We start from the raw sequence: 14,168 nt of genomic DNA, 5'->3' as shown, positions 1-14,168 counted from the left end.
CAGCTGCCGTGGGGTGCGTCCCGCCATGACGGCGGAAGCAGGTGCGCGCGGCTCTCTAGAAATTCACCCGGTTCGAGATCGCGCCGTCTACAACGAGATTCGATCCCGTCGTGAACGCCGACACCGGGCTCGCCAGAAACACCGCCGCGTTCGCGATCTCCTGCGGCGTTGCCATGCGCCCGGTCGGATTGCGCTTCATCGCGTCATTGTAGCGCTCGGGCATGTTCTGCTCGATCGTGTTCCAGATGCCGCCCTTGAAATAGACGGTGCCGGGCGAGACCACGTTGACGCGGATTTTCTTCTTGGCGTATTGCCGCGCCAGCCCCTTGGCCATGTGGATCAGCGCCGCCTTGATCGGGCCGTAGGAGCTTGCCGCATCCGCCTGCGCCGCCGCGATCGAGGAGATGATGACGAACGCGGCATCGCCGCTGCTCGCGCCGCCGGCTTCGAGGAACGGCCGCGCTGCATCGAATGCATTCACGGCGCCGAGCACGTCGAGCCGGAAATTCTGCTCCCAGGCCGCGGCGTCCTGGCCTTGCGCCATCGCGCCGGCATTGGAGAACAGCATGTCCACGCCGCCGAGCTCCTTCGCCGCGCCCTCGATCCAGGCTTTCAGCGCTGCCCCGTCGGTGACGTCGACCGTGCCGCCGGTGGCGCGAATTCCGCTCGCCTTCAGCTCGGTGACGGTCGTCGCAACCTGATCGGCGTTGCGCGCGCACACCGCGACATTGGCGCCTTCACCGGCGAGCGTGTCCGCAATCGCCCGCCCGATGCCGCGCGTGCCGCCGAGCACGACGGCGTTCTTTCCTTTGATGCCGAGGTCCATTGGTGGTTGTCCTTCTTGCTGTTGTGCGGAGCTTGGTTGTTTGAGCGAAGATATCGAATTCGCTCTCGGTGTCATACCACGCGCAGGCGGGTATCCAGTAGGCCGCGGCCTCTCGGTTCAATCACCAGCGCTTTTGGAATACTGGATCATCCGCCTACGCGGATGATGACACCATGCGGAATGGCCGAGAACGTCCATCCTCACTCCGGCGAGGCCCCCACCGGCGGGCCGCCGGGCGGGCGGTGCAGGAAGGTCAGCGATGCATACGCGCCAACCCAGGAGCCGAGCGCGGCGAAAGCGACATAGAAGGCGTTTTCGGTGTAGCTGATCACGGCGTAGGACGAGAGCAGGTACCAGATCGCGCTCCAGGTCGCCGCCGGCATGCGCTTGCGCGCGACCACGGCCGAGGTGAACATCACATAGACCGCGTCGGTGGCCGCCGTTGCGACGAACACGGCGCCTGCGGTGAGGGGATCGATGGCGGCCATTGCAATCCTTTCTGCGATCATGACATGGTCGCGAAAATTACAGCATGATCCGGACAGGTGCGCAGCGGTTTTCCGAAAAGATCATGCTCAAACCGAAAGGGGAGAGACGCCGCCATGCAAGGCCCCGCCGATATTCTCGAAGATATCTGGACCTCCGCCGGCGGCGATAAGGCCGCGCTCGCGCGTGTGCGGCTGACTGGCGAAGAGCCACAGATCCCGTCCTCGTTTCGCGTCGCCGTCGCCGGACAGACGACGATCGCTGCCGCAGGTCTCGCGGCCGCCGAGATCTGGCGGCTGCGCAGCGGCGAGGCGCAGGACGTCTCCGTCGATATGCGCCATGCCGTCGCCGAGTGCCGCTCCGAGCGTTATCTGCGCCTTGATGACAAGCCGCCGCCTCCGGCCTGGGACGCGATCGCCGGCGTCTACAGGACCGGCGATAATCGTTTCGTCCGCTGCCACACCAACTTTCCGCATCACCGCGACGCCGTCTGCAAGGTGCTCGGCTGCGAGCCGCAGCGCGAGAAAGTGCAAGCCGCATTGATGCACTGGAAGGGCGAGGATTTTGAAACCGCCACTTATGCCGCGGGCGGCGTCGTTGCCTTGATGCGCTCCTACGACGAATGGTTCGCGCTGCCGCAGGCGCGAGCGCTCGCCGAATTGCCCCTGATCTCGATCGAGAAGATCGGCGATGCCCCGCCGAAGCCGTGGCCCAAAGGCGATCGTCCGCTCGCGGGCATTCGCGTCCTCGATCTGTCCCGAGTCATCGCAGGGCCCGTTGCCGGGCGCACGCTCGCCGCGCACGGTGCCGATGTGCTGCTGGTGTCGGGGCCGGAGCTGCCGGCCATTCCCTGGCTCACCATCGACACCGGCCGCGGCAAGCTCACGACCTTCATCGAGCTGAAGAGCGAGGCGGGCCGGGCGCAGATGCGCGCGCTGCTGCAAGACGCCGACATCTTCTCGCAAGGTTACCGCCCGCGCGCGCTCGCCAGCCCCGGCTTTGGGCCCGAGAACGCTGCGCGCGTCAATCCCGGCATCGTCTACGTGACGTTGTCCGCCTATGGCCATGCCGGCCCCTGGGCCGAGCGGCGCGGCTTCGACTCGCTGGTGCAGACCACGACCGGCTTCAACGATGCCGAAGGGAAAGCTGCCGGCATCGATGGCCCAAAGGAATTGCCGGCCCAGATGCTCGACCACGCCACCGGCTATCTGATGGCGTTCGGCGCGATGATGGCCAAGGCGCGCCAGGCGAGCCAAGGCGGCAGCTGGCATGTGCGTGTGTCGCTGGCCCAGACCGGGCGCTGGTTGTGGAATCTCGGCCGGCTCGACGGCGGCCTGAACACGCCGGATCTTACGGATGCGGCCGTACATCCTGCGTTCATCGAAGCCGTGCCATCTGGCTTCGGCACCTTGAAGGCGGTGCGCCATTCGGCACTGCTGTCGAGGACGCCGGCGCAATGGAGCCGTCCGGCGATGCCGCTCGGCAGCCATCCGGCACAGTGGCCGGCGCGAAGCTGACGGGGAGCTGACGCATCGCAAAATTTTAACGCAAACCGAAAGGCACCTTGCGTTTTTTAGGTTGTTTGAAATCCCAATTCAGCACTATTAGCGCGACCGACAAGGCAGCCATCTGCCGAGATCGTCGCAGACACGACCGGGCCCCATGGTAGTTGAAAATACCAAACGAATGCAGGTGCTTACAAAACAACGGGTGATCACATCCGTAGTTTTACTAGCTCTTGCCGGCGCCGGCGCCTACGGCTTTCTCCGTGCGGGAGCCAAGGAGAAGAGCCACTCCGAGATCTCCAGCCAGTCGCGCAGGAATGCGCAGAACTTCACGCCGACGCCGTCCGAATGGGCCACGCTGACGATCGAGCCGGTCAAGGCCAGGACCTTCCGGGCCGAATACGTCACCGAGGGCAAGGTCGCGGTCGATGAGGACCGCTCGACGCCGGTGTTCTCGCCCTATGCGGGCCGCGTCACCAAGCTGCTGGCGAAGCCCGGCGAGACCTTGAAGCAGGGTCAACCGCTGTTCACGATCGAGGCCGCCGACACCGTGCAGGCCCAGAACGATTTCATCGCGGCGATGACCGCGCAGAACAAGGCGAAGTCGGCGATCGATCTTGCCGACATCCAGTTCAGGCGCGCCAAGGATCTCTATGAAGGTCACGCCATTCCGCTGAAGGATTATCAGCAGGCGGAAGCGAACCAGGTCCAGGCGCAGAACGACATGCGCTCGTCGGTGACGGCGCTGGAGGCCGCGCGCAACAAGCTGCGCATCCTCGGCTTCACCGACGACGCCATCAAGGCGTTCCAGGACAAGGGTGTCATCGATCGCGAGATCACGATCTACTCGCCGATCTCCGGCACGGTCGTGCAGCGCAAGATCGGTCCCGGCCAGTATGTCAACGCCGGCGCCAGCGATCCTGTGTTCGTCGTCGGCGACCTCTCCACGGTCTGGCTCACCGCCTTCGTTCGCGAGAGCGATGCGGCCGCGGTGTGCATCGGTCAGGACATCACAGTCAACGTGATGGCGCTGCCGGGCCGTCCGCTCACGGCCAAGATCAACTACGTCGCCGCCGCGATTGATCCCAGCACCCGCCGTCTCCTGGTCCGCGCCACCATCGACAACAAGGAAGGCCTGCTCAAGCCGGAGATGTTCGCCAACGTCACGATCTATTCGGCCGGCGATCGCGCCGCGCCTGCGGTCCCCAAGCAGGCGCTGATCTATGAAGCCGACAAGGTCCGCCTCTGGGTCGCCCGCGACGACAAGTCGGTGGAGCTGCGTGAAATCAAGACCGGCCTCGTCAACGGCAACCTCGTCGAAGTCACCAGCAATCTGAAACCCGGCGAGCAGATCGTCGTCAAAGGCAGCCTGTTCATCGACCGCGCGGCGTCCGGCAGCTGATCGACGATCTAACAAACAAGACAAACTGAAGACCTGAATGGATCGCCTCGTCGCCCTTGCCGTCAACCGGCGCTTCCTGATGGTCGGCATGTTCGTCGCCGTGTTGATCGGCGGCCTGATCGCGTTCAACCAGCTCAACATCGAGGCCTATCCCGACCCGACCCCGCCGATGGTCGACATCGTGACGCAGAGCCCGGGCCTGTCGGCGGAGGAGATCGAGCGCTACATCACGATCCCGATCGAGACCCAGGTAGCGGGTCTGAAGAACCTCACGACCATCCGCACCATCTCGCTCTACGGCCTTTCCGACGTCAAACTCCAGTTCTCGTTCGCCTATACCTATGACGAGGCGTTGCAGCAGGTGCTGAACCGCCTGGCGCAGCTCGCGCCGCTGCCGGGCAACGTGCAGCCGCAGATCTCGCCGCTCAGCCCGATCGGCGAAATCTTCCGCTACCGTCTGGTCGGCCCGCCGAACTACAGCGTGCTCGACCTCAAGACCATCCAGGACTGGGTGCTCCAGCGCCGCTTCCGCGCCGTGCCCGGCGTGATCGACGTCACGGGGTGGGGCGGCAAGAGCAAGACCTACGAGCTCCAGGTCGATTTCAACAAGCTGGTCGCCAACGGCCTGACGCTGCCGCAAGTGCTGCAGGCAGTCGGCAATGCGAACGTCAATGTCGGCGGCAACACCGTCGATATCGGCCAGCAATCGGCCGTGGTGCGCGGCGTCGGCCTGATCCGCTCGATCGACGACCTCGCCAACACCATGATTGCCCAGACCAATGGCAATCCGGTGCTGGTCAAGGACGTCGCCAGCGTCACCGTCGGACAGAAGCCGCGCCTCGGCATCGCCGGCATCGACGATTCCGACGACATCGTGCAGGGCATCGTGCTGATGCGCCGCGGCGAGCAGAGCTCGCCGACCATCAAGCGCGTGCACCAGCTCGTCCAGACCATCAACAACTCCAGCATCCTGCCGCCGGGGGTGCGCATCGAGCGCATCTACGACCGCGGCGACCTGATCGAGCTCACCACCCACACCGTGCTGCACAACATGGTGGTCGGCATTCTCTTGATCGTGCTGCTGCAATGGATCTTCCTTGGCGATCTCCGCAGCGCGCTCATCGTCGGCGCCACCATTCCGTTCGCGCTGTTCTTCGCCGTCATCATCCTGGTGCTGCGCGGGGAATCGGCGAACCTGCTGTCGGTCGGTGCGATCGATTTCGGCCTGATCGTCGACGCCACCGTCATCATGGTGGAGGCGATCTTCCGCCGCCTGACGCAGACGACGCCGGTGTCGGAATCCGAGCACATGTCGCCCGAGACGCTGTTCGGCATGAAGAGCCACGCCATCCTCAGCGCCGCGGCCGATGTCTCGCGTTCGATCTTCTTCGCCGCCGCGATCATCATCGCCGCGTTCCTGCCGCTGTTCACGCTCTCCGGCGTCGAGGGCAACATCTTCGGGCCGATGGCGCGCACCTATGCCTATGCGCTCGCCGGCGGCCTGCTTGCGACCTTCACCGTCACTCCGGCGCTGTCAGCGATCATCCTGCCCGCGCATGTTGAGGAGACCGAGACCAAGGTGATGCTGATCCTGCACCGGCTCTACATGCCGGTGCTGAATTGGGCAGTCGCCAACCGCAACATCGTGCTCGGCGCCGCGGTCGGCCTCGTGCTGATGACGGTGGCGCTGAGCCGGCTGCTCGGTCTCGAATTCCTGCCCAAGCTCGAAGAGGGCAATCTCTGGATCCGCGCCACGCTGCCGCCGACCATCTCGCTCCAGGAAGGCAACACCTACGTCAACGAGATGCGCAAGGTGATCCGCGCCCGGCCCGAGGTGGAGTCCGTGGTGTCGCAGCATGGCCGTCCTGATGACGGCACCGACGCCGCCGGTTTCTTCAATGCCGAGTTCTTCGCCCCGCTCAAGCCTGCCAGCCAATGGCCGGGCACGCGCGACAAGGAAGAGCTGACCGCGCAGCTGCTCAAGCAGCTCGACGACCGCTTCCCCGGCGTCGAGTTCAATTTCTCGCAATATCTCCAGGACAACGTCTCCGAAGCCGTCTCCGGCGTGAAGGGCGAGAACTCGATCAAGCTGTTCGGCAGCGATCTCCAGGCGCTCACAGACACCGCCAACAAGATCAAGCAGGTGCTCTCGACCGTGCAGGGCGTCACCGACCTTGCGGTGTTCACCTCGCTCGGGCAGCCGACCATCCAGATCGACATCGACCGCGCCAAGGCCGCGCGCTACGGCCTGGCGCCGGGCGACATCAACGCCACCATCAAGGTCGCGATCGGCGGCGACACCGCGGGCGATCTCTATGAGCCCGGAAGCGACCGCCATTTCCCGATCATCGTGCGCCTTGCGCCGGAATATCGCCGGAGCGCCGAGGCGATCCAGAATTTGCGCATCGGCGCGCCCGGGCCGAACGGCACCGTCACGCAGATTCCCTTGAGCGAGGTCGCCACCATCAGCCTGGTGTCGGGCGCGGCCTACATCTATCGCGAGCAGCAGGAGCGCTATCTGCCGATCAAGTTCTCGGTGCGCGAGCGCGACCTCGGCAGCGCGATCCGCGAGGCGCAGCAGAAGATCGCCGACCAGGTGCAGCTGCCGCCCGGCTCGCACATGGAATGGGTCGGCGAATTCGGCAATCTCCAGGACGCGATCCGGCGGCTGTCGATCGTGGTGCCGATCTCGCTGGCGCTGATCGGCGTGCTGCTCTGGTTCAATTTCGGCTCGATGGCCGACACGCTGCTGGCCATGAGCGTGATTCCGATGGCGATTTTCGGCGGCGTGCTGGGCCTCTTGATCACCGGCACGCCGTTCAGCGTCTCCGCGGCGATCGGGTTCATCGCGCTGTTCGGCATCGCCGTGATGGACGGCATCATCATCCTGTCGCAGTTCAACCAGCTGATCGAAGAGGGCATGGACCGCATCAGCGCGGTGGTGCGCACCGGCGAATTGCAGCTCCGGCCGGTGCTGATGACCTGCGTCGTCGCCGGCGTCGGCCTGTTGCCGGCGGCGCTGTCGGAAGGCATCGGCTCGCAGGTGCAGAAGCCGCTCGCCGTCGTGGTCGTCACCGGCATGATGCTGGCGCCGGTCGTGATCCTCGTGACGTTGCCGGTGCTGATCTCTTTCTTCTCGCGCCGCGCGCGCTGAGGCACTTGATTTCGGCGCGATCTCTTCGGAAAACCGCTGTACACTTTTCCAGATCACGCCTTACCCCAATGCCCGCTGCGCGATCCGCAGCAGCATCGTGGTGCCGAGCCCAAGGAGCAGCAGGCTGGCGAATCGGCTGCTCAATGACAGCATTTGTGGTGTCAGCCGCGACCGCGCGGTTGCGACGATCGTGCTGAGCATCGTCCACCAGACCGCAGAGCCGACGAAGACGCCCGCAATGACCGGTCCCGCCGCCGCCTGCGTGGAGAACGCGTGCAGTGCTGCCAGGAACAGGACGACTGTCAGCGGATTGGTCAGCCCAAGGGCGATGGCGCTGAGATAGGCACGCGCCAGACGCACTCTGTCGATGTCAGCGGCGTCCTGCAGCACGATGGCGCTCCGATGCGTGCGGACCGCGAACCACAGCAGTGTGAGCGCCGAGACGATGCCGCAGACCGCGGCGTTCGCTTCGACCCAGGGCTGCGCCAGCGCGCCTAATCCGAGAACCGCGAGGGAGCTGTAGGTGAGATGCACGGTCGCCGCACCGAAGCCGGTTGCGAGACCTGTCGCCATGCCCGAGGCCAATGTGCGCTGAATGCAAAGCATTCCCATCGGCCCGATGGGCGCGGCGACGGTGAAACCAATTCCAATGCCGGACAAAAGCGCGGCAACATAATGCGACAAAGGCATGCATCCGCACGAACAAATGAAATCTGTGCGTGTGCGTACCTGTGAAGCTCGATCGTCGCGTCAACCGAACGGGTGAGAAGCGAAAGAAAGCACAAACACGATCGAGTGAATCAGGATCCCGTGCTGTGCTCTGACTACAACGGTGTGTCCCGATTGCAACGGTTCCATTGCGCGATATGGAATCGCGTTCCGCCTCTCAACGACATCGCGCGATGAAACTCATCGCGTCCGACGACTCAGAATCCGTAGAGCCGTGCCGGATTGTCGACCAGGATTTTCTTGCGCACGCTCGCATCCGGCGCCCACAGCGGGAGCTGGTTGAGCAGGCGCCCGTCGTCGATCTGGTAGAGCGGCGCGATGTCGGTGGCCTTGCGTCCCTCGACGTGGCTCGAATCCGGATGCGGCCAGTCGGTGCCCCAGACGATGCGGTCCGCGTTGGCGGCGATCAGCGCCTGCGCGTACGGCAGCATGTCCTGATAGTCGGGCGCGAGCTTCGACGAGCGATAGGCGCCGGAGATCTTCACATAGGCCTTGCCGGACTTCACCAGCGCGACGAGATCGGAGAAGCCCGGCTGCTCCAGGCCCAGCTCGGCTTCGAGGCCGCCGAAATGGTCGAACACGACCGGCACAGGCGCCGTCTCGACGAGGTCCTTGATCGCCGAGATCATGGCAAGCGTGGTGTAGAGCTGCACGTGCCAGCCGCGCGCTGTCATGCGCTCGACTGCAGCGGCGAAGCGCGGGCGGCCGACATTGGGGTCATTGACGCCGCCGCTCGCCAAATTGAGGCGGATGCCGCGGAAGCCGTCCTGATGCATTGTATCGAGCGCGCTCTCCGGCGTCTTGTCGTCGATCACGGCGACCCCGCGCGCGTTCGTGCCGCGTGCCTTCATGCCGAACAAGGTCGACGAATTGTCGGTGCCATAGACGCTCGGCGTGACGATCACCACGCGCTCCATGTGCAGTGCCTTGTGCAGTGCGGCCATCTCTTCCGGCGAGGCCGGCTCGGGCGTGTAGACGCGCCCGGCGAAGAACGGAAACTTCTCGACATCGCCGTGGATGTGGGTGTGACAGTCACAGGCGTGCGGCGGGACGTCGAAATTGACCGGCGTCGCGGGCTGCGCGGCCCCGGCGTGGGCTCTGCTGGTCATGGCTACTCAGGCGGCGAGGGAGGCAAGCAGAACGCTGCGTCGGTTGAGCACGGTTTCTCTCCCTGATTTTTTTGAGGCCGTTCGAGACGATATCACATCCAGCCCGGCAGCCGCTCCGCTTCGCCGCATAGCTACTCGGTCCGCAAGTGGGCGTGAGCCGTCAACGCGCACGACGGGGCAGGGCAGGCCCGAGAGCCACGGCGTCGTCACGCCGGACGCCGAAGCTCCCATCAGATGGATGCGGCGGCTTTTCATGGCACCCGCGAGAAGATTGAGATTACTGCCCCGACGGCGTGCGCAGGCCGTGCCAGGCGTCGCGGACCTGCTGGTAGTGCACCTCGGGCAAATAGTCCGGCGTGTTCAGGTTCAAGGTTTTGACGTCGAGATGGCCGACGGCGCTGAGCAGGGTGTAGGAGGCGATCACGCGGTCGCGCTGCGCGCCGATCAGGCGGGCCTTGGCCTGGATCAAGTCGGCCTGCGAGTTCAAAACGTCGACCGTCGTGCGCTGTCCGCCGGCGGCCTCGCGCTGCACGCCCTGGAGCGCCACGGTTGCCGCCTTAACCTCGGACTCCGAGGCCGAGACCGCGATCTTGGCGCCTTCGTTCGCGACCCAGGCGCTGACAACGGCGGTGCGCGCCTGGTTCCGCACCTGGTCGAGCACGAGCCGGCTCTGCGCCATGACCTCCTTGGCCTGCCGGGTCTGCGACGCGGCCTGGCCGCCGTCATAGATCGGCGCGGTGACGCTGGCGATGATCGAGGCCTGGTCCTCGGCGAGGGTGCCGAGCGTCGGGTCGTTGTTGCGGCTTTTGCTGGCGCTGCCCTGGATGCTGGCGCTCGGCAGCAGCGCGCCCTCGGCGACGCGGATATTGGTCGAGGCGACATCGACGTCGAAGCCTGCCGCCATCACCGCGGGATGCTGGCGGATCGCCATCGTCACCGAGTCCTCGCGGCTCTTCGGCAGATAGCGATCGACCACTTCGGCGGGCTTCAACTGCGACGGCGGATTGCCGATCACCTGGGCATAGGTCGCCTGGCTGACCGCGAGCGCGACTTCGGCGGCGTTGAGATCGGAAAGGCCGCGGTTGAGACGGGCTTCGGCCTGCGCGGTATCGGTCGGCGTGACGTCGCCGGCGTTGAGGCGGCGCTGGGTGACCGCGAGCGTCTCGCGCAGGAAGGCCACGTTGGAGCGCTGCGCCTCGACCAGGGACTGGTTGGCGAGCACGTTGGTGTAGGCGGTGACGGCGTCGAGCAGCACGCCCTGGCCGACATTGCGCAGCGCTTCCCGGCCCGACTGCACCTGGAGCTCGGCGGCGCGCACATTGTTGGCGGTGCGGAAGCCGTTGAACAGGGTCTGCGTCACGGTGACGCCGATCACCCACGGCTTCAGGTTGGCGGTCTGGATGGTGTTGTCGGGCAAGAGGTTGCGCACCGATTGCAGGCCGGCGCTGAGGCTCGCCACGATCTGCGGGCGGTAGCCGGCCAGCGCCTGCGGCACGTTCTCGTCGGTCGCGCGCTGGCGCGCGCGCTCGGCGTTGAGGTGCGGGTTGCTCTGGTAGGCTTTTGCCAGTGCCTCCGGCAGGGCTTCTGCCGACGCGGCAGCGGGCAGGGCACAACAAAGCGTCAGCGCGGTCCATGTCGCAAGCACAGGAGCCACGCCCGATCGATGCTGCGCCATCACGCGACCAGCTCCAGCGGCACGCCCAATCATGAAATCCCGCAAACCCCGGCTGTCCGCCCCCACCGACGGCGGTCCTCTTAACTGTTTAACCAGCCGAGGTCCCGCAGGCAAACTGCCGCGGGGAAAACCCCCATCTATTCCGTGCTTGTTGCAGGCGCGTCACAGCATTTTTGCGGATCAGCATCAGAGCCTTACACCAGGCTGACCCGTTCGCTTGCGCTTACCGGTTCTTGTTCACCGGCTTGCGCTTCTCGATGAACGCGGCCATGCCCTCGGAGCGGTCCTCCAGCGCGAAGGTCGCGTGGAACAGGTTGCGCTCGACGCTCATGCCCTCGGCGAGCGTGGTCTCGAAGGCGCGGTTCACCGCCTCCTTGGCCATCGCGGCTGCAGGACGCGACATCGCCGCGATCTTCTCGGCGGCGGCCATGACTTCGTCCATCAGCTTGTCGGCCGGCACGATGCGGCTGACGAGGCCTGAGCGCTCGGCTTCCGCCGCATCCATCATGCGGCCGGTGAGGCAGAGATCCATCGCCTTGGACTTGCCGATGGCGCGGGTCAGGCGCTGGGTGCCGCCGATGCCCGGAATGGTGCCGAGCGTAATTTCGGGTTGGCCGAACTTGGCGGTGTCGGCAGCGATGATGATGTCGCACATCATGGCGAGCTCGCAGCCGCCGCCGAGCGCATAGCCCGCGACGGCGGCGATGGTCGGCTTGCGGCAGCGCGCGACGCGGTCGCCGCCGATCGCAGCGAAGTCTTCCGAGAACATGTCGATGAAGCCCTTCGGCTGCATCTCCTTGATGTCGGCGCCGGCGGCAAAGGCCTTCTCGCTGCCGGTCACGACGATGCAGCCGATGGCCTCATCGGCCTCGAGATCGTCCACGGCGGCGGCAATCTCGCGGAAGACGCCGAAGGAGAGCGCGTTGAGCATCTTCGGCCGGTTCAGCTTGATGATGCCGACCGCACCCTGGCTTTCGACGATGATGTGTTCGAACGTGCTCATGCTCCACCCACGCGTTTGATTGGGCGGGCAATGTGCCCGCTGGCGCGGATGCCTTCAAGGGGCCTAAAGGCCCGTCGGAACAAAGCTCGCCCGGAACACGCAGCACGATGCGCGTCCCGGGGCGTGGAGGCTCTTCTTAGGCCATGAACATGCGCGCGGCGGAGGCGAGCGTCAGCAGCGTGCCGACGCCGATGAAGATCTTGCCGATCAGGGAGCTCTGGTCCCAGGCCGAGGTATGCTGGCTGCTTGCCATCACCGGCGCGGGCCGCGGCTGCGCATCCGTTGCGGCAATCACCGCCTTCTGCTCCGGCGGGTTGTCTTGCGGCAGGGCGCGGTCGAGATCGTTGAGCTGGTCGGGTGCGACGACCTGGCTCTCGGCGGTCGAGCCGGCCGGAGTATCGGCCGCGGCCTGGACGTTGTCGTTCGCGCGGCCCGTCATCGCGGAGGCCGCGGCTGCCGTCGGCGTGTCGGCGGCGGCGAGCTGCGCATGGGCGTTGGCGACCTGAGGCGGCATCTGGCTGGATGCCGGGACGTCGGCGTTGGCCTTCGCCGCGTCGGGCTTCGTCGCAGCGTCCGTCTGGGCGACCTTCTCGTCGGAGGACTTCTGCGCCGTCTTGCTGCTGCGGTGCGAATAGTGGCGCCGATGCTTGCTTGGCTTGTCCGCGTCGGCCTGTTTGCCGGCGCTGTCCGATTGGTTGCTCGCAGCCGAGCTAGGCGCCGCCTGCGCAACGCCTCCGAACAGCAGGAAAAGCCCGGCCAGAAGAATCAGGGCAGCGCGCCCGCTGGCTTGCATCATGTTGACGATCTCCCCAATCCACCCATCCCGGGACCGAACAGAGACGCCGGGGCGTGACGACAGCGGGGCAGAAAATGGGAATCTTCGGGCTACACCGGGCGAAAACGGGGCACCGCTCCCTCGCGGCCGGTCGCCGGGTGCGAGACGCGCCGATCGGTGTTATGAGCCGTCGCAGACGTTTTCGGCCCGCTCGGCGGCGCGGTCCGGCGCGGATCACAAGTTCGTGATCTGGTCGGCAGCCGCGTAACAAATTGAAAGAGCAGCCGAATTGCATGGTGAGGGGCGCGCGTGCGCGGACGTGAGGACGAATGGACCGACCTGATGCGGTCGGCCATGGCTGGCGATGATGCGGCGTATCATCGCCTGCTAAAGGCGGTCACGCCGGTGCTGCGCGCCGCCGCGAGGCGGGGCCTGGCGCGGGCCGGGCAGCCCCCCGACCAAGCCGAGGATATCGTGCAGGAGATTCTGTTGGCGGTGCATCTGAAGCGGCACACCTGGGACAGCGAAGCCCCCTTCGCGCCCTGGCTGTTCGCGATCGGCCGCAACAAGCTGATCGACACGCTCCGCCGGCGCGGCAAGCGCGTTTTCGTCAACATCGACGACTTCGCGGAGACCTTGCCGGGCGAGGCGCCGCAGGAAACGGCGTCGGCGGGCGAGGTCGCGGCGCAGCTGAGCACGCTGCCGCAGCGCCAGCGCGACGTGTTGCAGTCGATCGCGGTCGAGGCCGCGTCGATCAAGGATACGGCGGCGAAATTTTCGATGAGCGAAGGTGCGGTGCGGGTCGCGCTGCATCGCGGACTTGCGGCGCTGACTGCCAAACTGCGAGACCACTAGTCATGGATACCGATCAACTCATTCGCACGCTCGCGGCCGACAACGCCCATCGTGCGCCACGCGTCGGCGCCGTGCTGACCATGGCGCTGCTGGTGGCCGCGCCATTGTCGATCCTGATCTTCGCGACGTTCCTCGGCGTGCGGCCCGACGTCATGAGCGCGATGCGCAATCCGTTCTTCGACATGAAGTTCGCGGTCACGCTGTCGCTCGCGATCCCCGCGATCATCGTCAGCCTGCATCTGTCACGGCCCGAAGCCCTGATGCGCGGCTGGGGCTGGCTGCTGCTCCTCCCCGTCGGGCTGCTCGCGGTCGCGATTGGCGGCGAGATGATGATGGCGCCGGCGATGCCGATGACGATGCGCATGATGGGCAAGAACTCCAGGGTGTGCCTGGTTGCGATCCCAGCGATGTCGCTGCCGCTGCTTGCGGGGGCGCTGTTCGGACTGCGCCACGGCGCACCGTCGCGTCCCGCGCTCGCCGGTGCGCTCGCCGGCCTGGTGTCGGCCGGCCTTGCCGCGACCCTCTATGCCTCGCACTGCACCGATGATTCGCCGCTGTTCGTCGCGACCTGGTACACGATCGCAACGGCGCTCGTGACCGCGGTCGGCGCGGCGATCGGTTCGAGGGCGTTGCGGTATTAAATCGGCGG

12 protein-coding genes are annotated in these 14,168 nt (G+C 65.8%); 5 read left to right on the top strand and 7 right to left on the bottom strand.

The features are described from left to right. Positions 1 to 55 precede the first annotated feature (55 nt). Together ACVWY3_RS17965 and ACVWY3_RS17960 are read right to left on the bottom strand one after the other, a co-directional pair. Positions 56 to 826, bottom strand: a complete 771-nt coding sequence (locus ACVWY3_RS17965; protein WP_456839651.1) for an SDR family NAD(P)-dependent oxidoreductase — start codon at positions 824 to 826, stop codon at positions 56 to 58. A gap of 200 nt (positions 827 to 1,026) precedes the next feature. Next, positions 1,027 to 1,314, bottom strand: a complete 288-nt coding sequence (locus ACVWY3_RS17960; RefSeq protein ID WP_456843393.1) for a hypothetical protein — start codon at positions 1,312 to 1,314, stop codon at positions 1,027 to 1,029. Between the two features lie 114 nt (positions 1,315 to 1,428). Here ACVWY3_RS17960 and ACVWY3_RS17955 point away from each other — a divergent pair, with 114 nt between their 5' ends. The 3 genes from ACVWY3_RS17955 (at position 1,429) to ACVWY3_RS17945 (ending at position 7,373) form a co-directional block, all read left to right on the top strand. Continuing rightward, entirely contained in the window at positions 1,429 to 2,829 is a 1,401-nt protein-coding gene (locus ACVWY3_RS17955; RefSeq protein WP_456839650.1) for a CoA transferase, read from the top strand. Between the two features lie 145 nt (positions 2,830 to 2,974). Next, positions 2,975 to 4,219: an efflux RND transporter periplasmic adaptor subunit gene (locus tag ACVWY3_RS17950; protein ID WP_456839649.1), complete on the top strand. Its 1,245-nt coding sequence runs from the start codon at positions 2,975 to 2,977 to the stop codon at positions 4,217 to 4,219. A gap of 37 nt (positions 4,220 to 4,256) precedes the next feature. Next, entirely contained in the window at positions 4,257 to 7,373 is a 3,117-nt protein-coding gene (locus ACVWY3_RS17945; RefSeq protein ID WP_456839648.1) for an efflux RND transporter permease subunit, read from the top strand. A 60-nt stretch (positions 7,374 to 7,433) separates the two neighbouring features. On the opposite strand, the gene ACVWY3_RS17940 is transcribed toward ACVWY3_RS17945, so the two are convergent. The 5 genes from ACVWY3_RS17940 to ACVWY3_RS17920 all read right to left on the bottom strand — a co-directional run bounded on the left by ACVWY3_RS17940 (position 7,434) and on the right by ACVWY3_RS17920 (position 12,685). Beyond that, positions 7,434 to 8,063 carry a LysE family translocator gene (locus ACVWY3_RS17940; protein ID WP_456839647.1) on the bottom strand — a complete coding sequence of 210 codons (630 nt, stop codon included), beginning with the start codon at positions 8,061 to 8,063 and terminating at the stop codon, positions 7,434 to 7,436. 236 nt (positions 8,064 to 8,299) lie between these two features. Continuing rightward, entirely contained in the window at positions 8,300 to 9,211 is a 912-nt protein-coding gene (locus tag ACVWY3_RS17935; RefSeq protein ID WP_456839646.1) for an amidohydrolase family protein, read from the bottom strand. 277 nt (positions 9,212 to 9,488) lie between these two features. Then, a complete protein-coding gene (locus ACVWY3_RS17930) occupies positions 9,489 to 10,886 on the bottom strand; it encodes a TolC family outer membrane protein (protein WP_456839645.1) in 1,398 nt (465 codons plus the stop codon). Between the two features lie 223 nt (positions 10,887 to 11,109). Continuing rightward, positions 11,110 to 11,889, bottom strand: a complete 780-nt coding sequence (locus ACVWY3_RS17925; RefSeq protein WP_456839644.1) for an enoyl-CoA hydratase — start codon at positions 11,887 to 11,889, stop codon at positions 11,110 to 11,112. A gap of 136 nt (positions 11,890 to 12,025) precedes the next feature. After that, entirely contained in the window at positions 12,026 to 12,685 is a 660-nt protein-coding gene (locus tag ACVWY3_RS17920) for a hypothetical protein (protein WP_456839643.1), read from the bottom strand. Positions 12,686 to 12,973: 288 nt separating this feature from the next. Between ACVWY3_RS17920 and ACVWY3_RS17915 the strand changes: the two genes are divergently transcribed. Together ACVWY3_RS17915 and ACVWY3_RS17910 are read left to right on the top strand one after the other, a co-directional pair. Then, on the top strand, positions 12,974 to 13,519 hold the full coding sequence (locus ACVWY3_RS17915) for a sigma-70 family RNA polymerase sigma factor (RefSeq protein ID WP_456839642.1): 546 nt from the start codon (positions 12,974 to 12,976) through the stop codon (positions 13,517 to 13,519). A gap of 2 nt (positions 13,520 to 13,521) precedes the next feature. Then, on the top strand, positions 13,522 to 14,160 hold the full coding sequence (locus ACVWY3_RS17910) for an NrsF family protein (RefSeq protein ID WP_456839641.1): 639 nt from the start codon (positions 13,522 to 13,524) through the stop codon (positions 14,158 to 14,160). Positions 14,161 to 14,168: the final 8 nt, after the last annotated feature.

The organism is Bradyrhizobium sp. USDA 4486 (assembly GCF_054057995.1).
Note: the sequence above shows the minus strand (reverse complement) of the source record. Positions and strands in the feature narration are given on the sequence as shown.

Coding starts and splice junctions, on each gene's coding strand:
- ACVWY3_RS17945 (WP_456839648.1), top strand. CDS start 4,257: ATGGATCGCCTCGTCGCCCTTGCCGTCAACCGGCGCTTCCTGATGGTC.
- ACVWY3_RS17910 (WP_456839641.1), top strand. CDS start 13,522: ATGGATACCGATCAACTCATTCGCACGCTCGCGGCCGACAACGCCCAT.
- ACVWY3_RS17965 (WP_456839651.1), bottom strand. CDS start 826: ATGGACCTCGGCATCAAAGGAAAGAACGCCGTCGTGCTCGGCGGCACG.
- ACVWY3_RS17955 (WP_456839650.1), top strand. CDS start 1,429: ATGCAAGGCCCCGCCGATATTCTCGAAGATATCTGGACCTCCGCCGGC.
- ACVWY3_RS17940 (WP_456839647.1), bottom strand. CDS start 8,063: ATGCCTTTGTCGCATTATGTTGCCGCGCTTTTGTCCGGCATTGGAATT.
- ACVWY3_RS17960 (WP_456843393.1), bottom strand. CDS start 1,314: ATGGCCGCCATCGATCCCCTCACCGCAGGCGCCGTGTTCGTCGCAACG.
- ACVWY3_RS17920 (WP_456839643.1), bottom strand. CDS start 12,685: ATGATGCAAGCCAGCGGGCGCGCTGCCCTGATTCTTCTGGCCGGGCTT.
- ACVWY3_RS17925 (WP_456839644.1), bottom strand. CDS start 11,889: ATGAGCACGTTCGAACACATCATCGTCGAAAGCCAGGGTGCGGTCGGC.
- ACVWY3_RS17935 (WP_456839646.1), bottom strand. CDS start 9,211: ATGACCAGCAGAGCCCACGCCGGGGCCGCGCAGCCCGCGACGCCGGTC.
- ACVWY3_RS17950 (WP_456839649.1), top strand. CDS start 2,975: ATGGTAGTTGAAAATACCAAACGAATGCAGGTGCTTACAAAACAACGG.
- ACVWY3_RS17930 (WP_456839645.1), bottom strand. CDS start 10,886: ATGGCGCAGCATCGATCGGGCGTGGCTCCTGTGCTTGCGACATGGACC.